6 protein-coding genes are annotated in these 7,334 nt (G+C 69.0%); 2 read left to right on the top strand and 4 right to left on the bottom strand.

Annotated elements, in window-relative coordinates:
- The 4 genes from ACFR9S_RS01085 to ACFR9S_RS01070 form a co-directional block, all read right to left on the bottom strand.
- On the bottom strand, nucleotides 1–1,609 hold a 1,609-nt coding region (locus tag ACFR9S_RS01085), incomplete at its 3' end, for a hypothetical protein (RefSeq protein ID WP_379817797.1).
- On the bottom strand, nucleotides 1,606–2,604 hold the full coding sequence (locus tag ACFR9S_RS01080) for a hypothetical protein (protein WP_379817795.1): 999 nt from the start codon (nucleotides 2,602–2,604) through the stop codon (nucleotides 1,606–1,608). The genes ACFR9S_RS01085 and ACFR9S_RS01080, both read right to left, overlap by 4 nt.
- Nucleotides 2,605–2,633: 29 nt before the next feature.
- On the bottom strand, nucleotides 2,634–2,912 hold the full coding sequence (locus ACFR9S_RS01075; protein WP_379817793.1) for a hypothetical protein: 279 nt from the start codon (nucleotides 2,910–2,912) through the stop codon (nucleotides 2,634–2,636).
- The gene (locus ACFR9S_RS01070; protein WP_379817791.1) at nucleotides 2,909–4,072 is read right to left on the bottom strand and encodes an FtsZ/tubulin family protein; all 1,164 of its coding nucleotides are present in this window, start codon (nucleotides 4,070–4,072) and stop codon (nucleotides 2,909–2,911) included. Before ACFR9S_RS01070 ends, ACFR9S_RS01075 begins: the two co-directional genes overlap by 4 nt.
- Nucleotides 4,073–4,243: 171 nt before the next feature.
- On the opposite strand from ACFR9S_RS01070, the gene ACFR9S_RS01065 reads away from it, so the two are divergent.
- Nucleotides 4,244–6,415, top strand: a complete 2,172-nt coding sequence (locus ACFR9S_RS01065; protein WP_379732071.1) for a hypothetical protein — start codon at nucleotides 4,244–4,246, stop codon at nucleotides 6,413–6,415.
- Nucleotides 6,412–7,334 (top strand): hypothetical protein (locus ACFR9S_RS01060; RefSeq protein WP_379817789.1); only part of this gene is annotated, 923 nt, incomplete at its 3' end. The genes ACFR9S_RS01065 and ACFR9S_RS01060, both read left to right, overlap by 4 nt.

Here is a 7,334-nt window from a genome sequence, read left to right as displayed (position 1 = left end):
CGGCCGGGACGCTCGCCGTCACCGTGTACGAGCCGTACGGCACGTCGTCGAACGTCACCGTCGCCGACGTGCCGATCGCGGCCGTCTCGCGCTCGGTCGCGTTCTCGCCGTCGAGTTCGACGGTGACCTCGTCGACCGCCGCCGAGGTGTCCGAGAGCTCGGCCGTCACGTCGAGATCGTACGTCTCGCCGCTGCCGCCGCTGACCAGCACGCCGCGTCGCTCGTCGAACGTCACGCCCGGCTCGTCCTGTGCGTACAGCTCGAAGAACCGCTCAGGCTCCTTGACCGGGAGGTCGTCGCCGGCGACCTCACCCTGTTTCCGGAGGGCCTCCTCGATCCGCTCGCTCACGATGTCGTAGGAGTCGGCGACCGCGGCCTTCCCCTCCCGGGCGTCGAGCGCGTCGAGCAGCTCCTCGGTCGCCGCCTCCCACCGCTGGGTGAACGCCCCGAGGTCGTCGGCCGAGCGTAGCTCCTCGACGTAGTCCGTGTAGACCGCGTCCGGCGTGGTGTAGAACTCCGACGGCACGTCGCTGCTCTCGATGGTGTCGTCGGCCGCTTCGAGGTCCGACCGGAGCGTCGAGACGACGTCGATCGCCACGCGGCGCACGTCGGCCGACGCGGATTCGAGCTGGTCGGTCGAGAGCGCCGACTCCATCTCCTCGAGCTGTCTGCGGACCGTGGCGATCCGGTCCCGCTGGTCCTCCGTGAGGTACGGGTCGATCTCCGCGTCGTCGATCGCGTCGAGCAGGGAGACGAGCGCCTCGCGGTCGGCGGAGAACTCCTCCGCCGTCGAGCGCTCGACGCGCTCGCGTGCACGTTCGAGCTTCTCGGTCGCGCTCTCCCACTCGCCGACCTCGAGGTGGCCGCGGATCGAGTCGAACTGCTGCCGGAGGCTGGCGCGGTCGCCGCCGTACTCGCCGAGGGTCCGTTCGATGCGGTCGATCGCCCGGTCGAACACCTCCCGCGTCGCGTCGCGGCTGCGTTCGATCGTGCGTTCCGCCGCCGAAACCTCGGGCGGATCGCCGTCCGGGACGGCCGTGGAGACCGACTCGAACGGATCGTCCGTTTCGTCGAGGAACTCAGACTGAACCTCGTCGGCCGCCTCCCGGGAGCGGTCGACCTCCTCGCGGGCGAACGCCGCGAACGAGGCGGCCACGGACTCGGAGAACGCCTCGACGTCGTCGTCGAGTTCCTCCAGTTTGTGGACGCCCTCGACCGACTCGATCCGGAAGGAGCCGTCGTCCACGTCGACGTCGATGCCGGCGGACTCGAAGCTGTCGGCGAGATGCTTCGCGTCGGTTTTGACCTCCGTCGCGCCCCAGCGAGGGTAGTCACGGTCGAGGCGGTCGAGCCGAGCCAACTCCTCGCGGAACGAGGAGGCGACCGACTCGGCCATGCTTCTGGTGAACTCCCCCTCGGTCGTGTTGCGGCGGGCGACGGTCCCGCGGACGTAGAGCCCGATCGCGACGACCACCACCACCGGGGCGCCGATCCCGACGGCGTACACGCCGAGCGTCGAACCGAAGTAGAGGAACGCCGCCACGCCGAGTGCGGTCGTGGCGAGGACGATACCTGCGATACCGAGTGCCGCTCTGTACTGTCGTTTCATAGGATCACCTCGAAGAGCGTCGGCCACTGGAGGGCACCGACGGCGACGCCGGCGACGAGTGCGAGGACCCCGAGGATGAGCGGGAGCGCGACCTGCTTGGGGCTGTACTGCGTCGCGGTCGACACCCCGCGGTCGCGCTCGATCTTGCTCAGGGTCCGCCGCGAGAGGGCGTAGCCGCCGACGGCGCCGACGAGGAGGCCGCCGACCAGCCCCCCGCCGACGAACAGGCGAACGCGGAGGACCGCCGCGCTCCGGCGCTGTTCGACCGTCTCCAAGTACGACTGTAGCGACTCCCGAGCGTCCGCCCGCACGGCCGCGGTCGTGTCGTTCGACTCCGCCACCACCGTCGCGACGGCGGCGCCGTCGCCCGAGCGTGCGGCCGGGATCACGCTACGCTGGAGCGCCGTCGTCGTCGCCGAGAGGTCGCTGTCGTTGAGCGTCGCGAGGGCGCTCCGGACCGCAGAGGAGTTCGTCGCGTCCGCCGAGACGTTCGTGAGCGCCACCGACGCGTTCTCGACCCGGTCGATCGACGCCTGCCAGTCGTCCTCCGCCCGTCGGAACTCGGTGCTCGCGTCCCCGCTCGGGAACCGGATCGTTCGGTCGGCGATCGAGGAGTCCGCCCGGTAGCCGGTCTGGACCCGGATCGTCGGTCCGGTGATGTCGGGCCGGTTCTCGACGCCGGCCGTCGGGGTCACCGACTCGACGGTCCCCCCGAGCGTGAACACGATGCTGTACTCGCGTTCGCTCTCGATCGAGATGCCGTCGACCGCGCTCGCGTCGAACCCCCACGCGGCCGGGTACTGCTGTTTGTCGCCGTCCTGACAGACGTACATCGTCACCGTCGTGCCGGGGTAGTACGCCTGATCACCCTCGATCGGCTCGCCGGTGTCGAGGAACAGCCGTGCCTCGGTGCCCGACGTTCCCTGACACGGGGCGTCGGGCGACGCCGCCGCGGTCGCGACGCCAGCGGTCGCGGCGACGACGAGAACGGCCACGAGAACGAAAGCCGAGTATCGCGCTCGTGTCATCGCATCCCCCTGTTCTGGTAGGCGTAGATCGTACCGCCGAGGAGGCCGACGCCGAGGCCGAGCGCGGCCCCGAACCCGAGCGGCATGACGATGCTGTCGGCCACGCCGACCGCGGTGGCCGCCGCCTCGCGCTGCTGGTCGGCCGCCGCGGCGAGCTCGTCGATCGTCTCCGGGTTCCCGGTCCCGTCGTCGCTGAGCGTGACCACGGCCCCCGTGGCGACGAGGACGAGGAGGACGACCACGGCCACGACGCCGAGGAGACGGCGGCGGCTCACGTCGTCACACCCCCCTCGTGTCTTTCGGCGACCTCTTCGATCTCCTGGAGGCGGTCGATGTCTTCGCGAGCGTACGTGAGAAGTGTCGTGAACGAGGCCAAGTTGCGCTCGGTCAGCGTCATCCCGAGGTTGACCTCCGGACAGTAGGAGTCGAGTAGGTTCCGGACCACCGACGCCTGAATGCGGTAGTCGTCGTCGACGATGTACGGCGCCGGCGCACGAATCTGTCCGATCGCCTTGCGCGTCTCCTCGGGGACCAGCCCGTCGACGCTCCGCTTCGACACCGCGATCCGGGAGAGCGCCGCCCCGTCGACGGACTTCCGGCCGAGGAACGGCAGGAGATAGCCCGGCAGCGTCCGCGTCATCGTGATCGAGCGGCCAAGCGCCGCGTAGCCGACCTCCTCGTTCGGCAGCCGCAGGGAGGTGACGATGTCCCGGAGGTCGATGATCGGCGCGTCGAGGTCCTCGTAGCTGCCCGGGTCGATCCGTTCGAGGATCGGCCCGGAGATGAGGTCGACGATGGCCGAGGCGACGTACTCGTTGTACTCGTTGAAGCGCCCCTCGGCGGCGTCCTCGTACGCGAGCCGTTGGTTGTCGACGAGGATCATCCCGTCGACGTGTTCCTCCAGCCGGTCGAGGCCGTACATCGTGTTCGCCGCCTGCCGCGTCGCGCGAACCTCGTCGTCGTCCTCAGTCGCCCGTGCGGTGTTCGGGAGAACGCCGACAGCGATGACGTGTGTCGTCTCCTCGCCGTACTCGTGGAGCGCCTCCGCCAAGTGCGGCGCGATCCCACAGCCCGTTCCGCCACCCAACCCCAGAAACAGGAACGCGTACGGCGGGGTCTCCTCCCCGAACCGTGCACGGTAGGCGTCGCGGATCGCCTCCCCCTGATCGGCGATCACCTCGTCGGCCTTCCGTGGATCGCGGCCGAAGCCACCGGCGACCTGCTCCTCGAACCCGGCCGTGTCGCCCGGTACGAGTCCGACGCCTTCGGCGATCCCGTACCACGCGTCCCGCTCGATGTTGGAGAGATTCTGTAGATCCCGTATAGTGGAGTTGAACGCCACTGGCGTCGCGAGCTGGGCCACACGCTGGTGGTCGAACACCGCGTCGACGATGGCACACCCTGCCTGGCCCGCACCCACGAATAGGTATGGCATTGATACATTCGGGAGTAATTATCCAAGCCACATATAATACTGTCGTAAATTGAGGTGATCGCCGGGCGCCGCAGGGGAGGAACCGCCATCCGGTCCCGCCGCCACGTTGCAGTTCCGCGAGTTCGCCGACGCCAACTTTTTTTGTCACTCGACATATCCCTCCGGTGTACAATGGCGAACTCCCTGAAGAAGCTGGTCCGGAGCCCCTCTTTCCTCGAGTTCGTCTCCGGAATCCTCTACCTCTCTATCGTGGGTGTCGTCGCGTGGTTCCTGCTCGAAAACCTCTGGCTGCCGGCGTGGGAGAGCCGCGGGATCGCCTTCCGGACGGTGCGCTTGATCGGCCGGACGATCGGGACGTTCTTCCCGAGCGAGAGCTTCCTGTTCGTGCTCCCGTTCCCGCTGGGCGTGTTCGCCGGGGTGTCGCTCGTCTGGTTCGTCGACACGTACAAGCGGTATCAGGCGATCGTTCTCTGGGCCGGAATCGGCATCGTGGTCGCACAGCTCCTGATCATGGGGCGGCTGTTCGACGTGCTGATCGAGAACTTCTCGCTGCTCATCCTGTCGTCGCTCGTCATCGGCGTCGTCGCCGGCATCCAGATCGGGGGCATCCCGCTGATCGGGTGGCTCCGCAGGGACCGCGACCACCTGATCGGCACCCCGCCGAACGAGTTCGACCGAGCGCCGCTGGCGGTGTGGGGGATCCTCTTCCTCATGGTCGTCGTCGGCCTCGTCGACGGGCACCTGTCGCTCGGGCTGGGCGGCGGCCCCATCGAGGCCACCCGGCTCGAACAGCTCGGTGGGAACCTCGTCGGGAGCACGATCCTGCTCGGCGCGTTCTGGAAGTTCACCGAGTACGAGTCCGAGATCAGGACGGTCCAGATCGGGCCTGCACGGGGCGGGAAGACCGCGATCCTGGGCGGGCTGTACAACCACCTCGAGACGGAGAACAGCCTCACGATCCTCCGCGGGGGGGAGTTCGACACGTCGATCAGCGACCGGATCGAGAACGGCGAGTTCCCGCCGCGGAACCAGCTCCGCGAGGTGGACCGGGGCCGACAGTACCGGTTCCTCGAGATCCCGTTCGTCTCCGATCGGCGGTTCTTCCGGAAGAAGGTCGTCATCGGGACGCTCGACTACCCCGGCGAACTCATCACCGGCGGGTCGAACTGGAACCCGCTCGACGAGGAGCTCGAAGCGGTCAGACAGGAGGGACGACACGACCTGATACTCGACCACGAGTACATCGAGAACGAGGTCGACGTGCCGGTGCTGGCCCCCGCGGCGCTGAAGATCGACGCCGCGCTGGGCCGGCTCCAGTCGGCGTTCTCCTCGACCGACCAGTGGGAGGAGGCCCAGCGGGTGCTCGAGAACGCCGAGTCGCTGTCCTACCAGGAGACCGTCCCGCCCGAGGCGCTGGCGAACGCGCTCTCACGGCTCGTCGACGGCGCCGACACGATCCTCTTCACCGTCCCCCTCGACGACTTCGTCCAGCGTGCCGCGGCGGCGGGCCACATGCCACAGCACACCGACGCCTACTGGCTTCGGCGGACCGGCGGGCAGTACGAGGTGTACAGCACGGAGGGCGACCTCGTCGGGCGGTACGACACGCTGGACGATCTGGAGTTCGAGGCGATCCTCGAGGAGGCGCCCGAGGTGCTCAATGAGCTCCCCCGGTACGACCACCCCGACCTCGGCGACGTGCGGCTGGTGATCGAGGGGCGGCCGGCACGGACCCCCTCCAGCGAGTACCGCAGGGTGTACGAGGGGATCGTCGACCAGTGTAACGGTGGGGCGAAGTCGTTCGTCTGGGTCGCGTCGATGTCGGACTACGCCAAGCGACACTTCACCGCCGCGTACACGGCGTACGTCGGGAACAACGCGACGCCGAGCAGCCTGAACCCCACCGAGATCCTGAGCAGCGAGACGCTCCCCAACCACCCGTCGCTCCCCCACGAGGACGGCGTGTACACCACGTTCGCGGACTGGATCGAAACCCAGTATCTGGACGTGCCGGAGAACTGGGACGGCTACCGGCGGTCGCTCAGGAAGCGAACCCGGGAGGACTTCCTCTACCCCCTCTGGTACGACGTGGAGTCGAACGATCAGGGCGAGCGGATCAAGACCGGGAGTCGGCCCATCCTCCAAGGCGCCGACCGGCTGATCGACCGGATCGAGGGGCGGACGCTGGTCCGGACGTACCCGTGGCGGTCCTACCTGCCGGGCGGCGAGTCGCTGTCGAAGTCCGAAGAGATGGTGGAGAACATGCGAGAGAGCCTCAACACGCAGCGAACCACGAACGAGTCCGTCGCCACAGACGGTGAGCCGACCGAGGAGGACGCATGAGCCGTCGCATCTACACGGCGACCAACGGGAACTGCATCGTCGGCGGCCAGCCGCCCCCGGGCGAGGAGGCGGCGGTCCGACAGGACTTCGAGGCCGGCGTCAGCCTCGTCGTCGACACGACCGGCGGGGACGCGACGGTTCGCGGCGCCATCCCCGCACACCGCGACGCCCCGGAGGCGCTCGTCGGCGTCGTCACCGTCCCCCGCGGCGACGATCCGCTTCGGGGCTACCACGACGCCGTTCGGGAGGTGTTCGACGATCGGTCGGGCTGGCGGGTCCGCACCGACGTCCTCAACGGACAGCTGTTCGAGGCGCTGGGGCCGGCGTCCGGTCCGACACCCGACGACGACCTGCTCTCGTCGGTCCGGGAGCGCCGCCGGGACGGCGAGCGCGTCGAGATCGGCGTCCCCGACCCGACGAACGCGGTCGGGGTCCTCCGGTCACTCCTCGACGATGGGAGCGACGGGGTGTTCGTCATCTCAACGCAGGAGCCGCCGGAGCACGTCGAGACGGACGTGTTCGTCCACCTCGCCGACCGGTACGCCCGGCCGGAGCTGATCGATCTGGAGTCGGACCTCTCGCCCAGCGAGCGGATCGGCCGTCGGGTCGACGAGCTCGTCGACGAGCGCCCCCCGTCGGAAGTCGCGACACAGCTCGAAGCCGAGACCCGACAGCGGGACGTGTCGCTGGGGTTCGAGGCCGACTCCGGCGGAGGCGGGCTCGTGAGATCGGTGCTCGCCGGAGTGGGCGTCGGTCTCGCGGCCGCGGTGCTGCTCGCCGGGGTGAGACCCGCCGCGAGCGGGAGTCCCGTGACGCTCGATCTCGGGTGGCTGCCGGTCGTCGGGACGACGCTCTCCGTGCCGCCGTTGGCGCTCGCCGGCGCGGGGTTCTCCTCGTGGGTCCGCACGTCGATGTCGAT

The organism is Halolamina salina (assembly GCF_042678005.1).
In the GTDB taxonomy this organism is placed as follows: domain Archaea; phylum Halobacteriota; class Halobacteria; order Halobacteriales; family Haloferacaceae; genus Halolamina; species Halolamina salina.
This window is presented reverse-complemented; position numbering and strand designations above follow the sequence as displayed.

What these genes read in the sequence shown, in the direction of transcription:
- ACFR9S_RS01070 (WP_379817791.1), bottom strand. Translation starts at nt 4,072, where the DNA reads ATGCCATACCTATTCGTGGGTGCGGGCCAGGCAGGGTGTGCCATCGTC.
- ACFR9S_RS01065 (WP_379732071.1), top strand. Translation starts at nt 4,244, where the DNA reads ATGGCGAACTCCCTGAAGAAGCTGGTCCGGAGCCCCTCTTTCCTCGAG.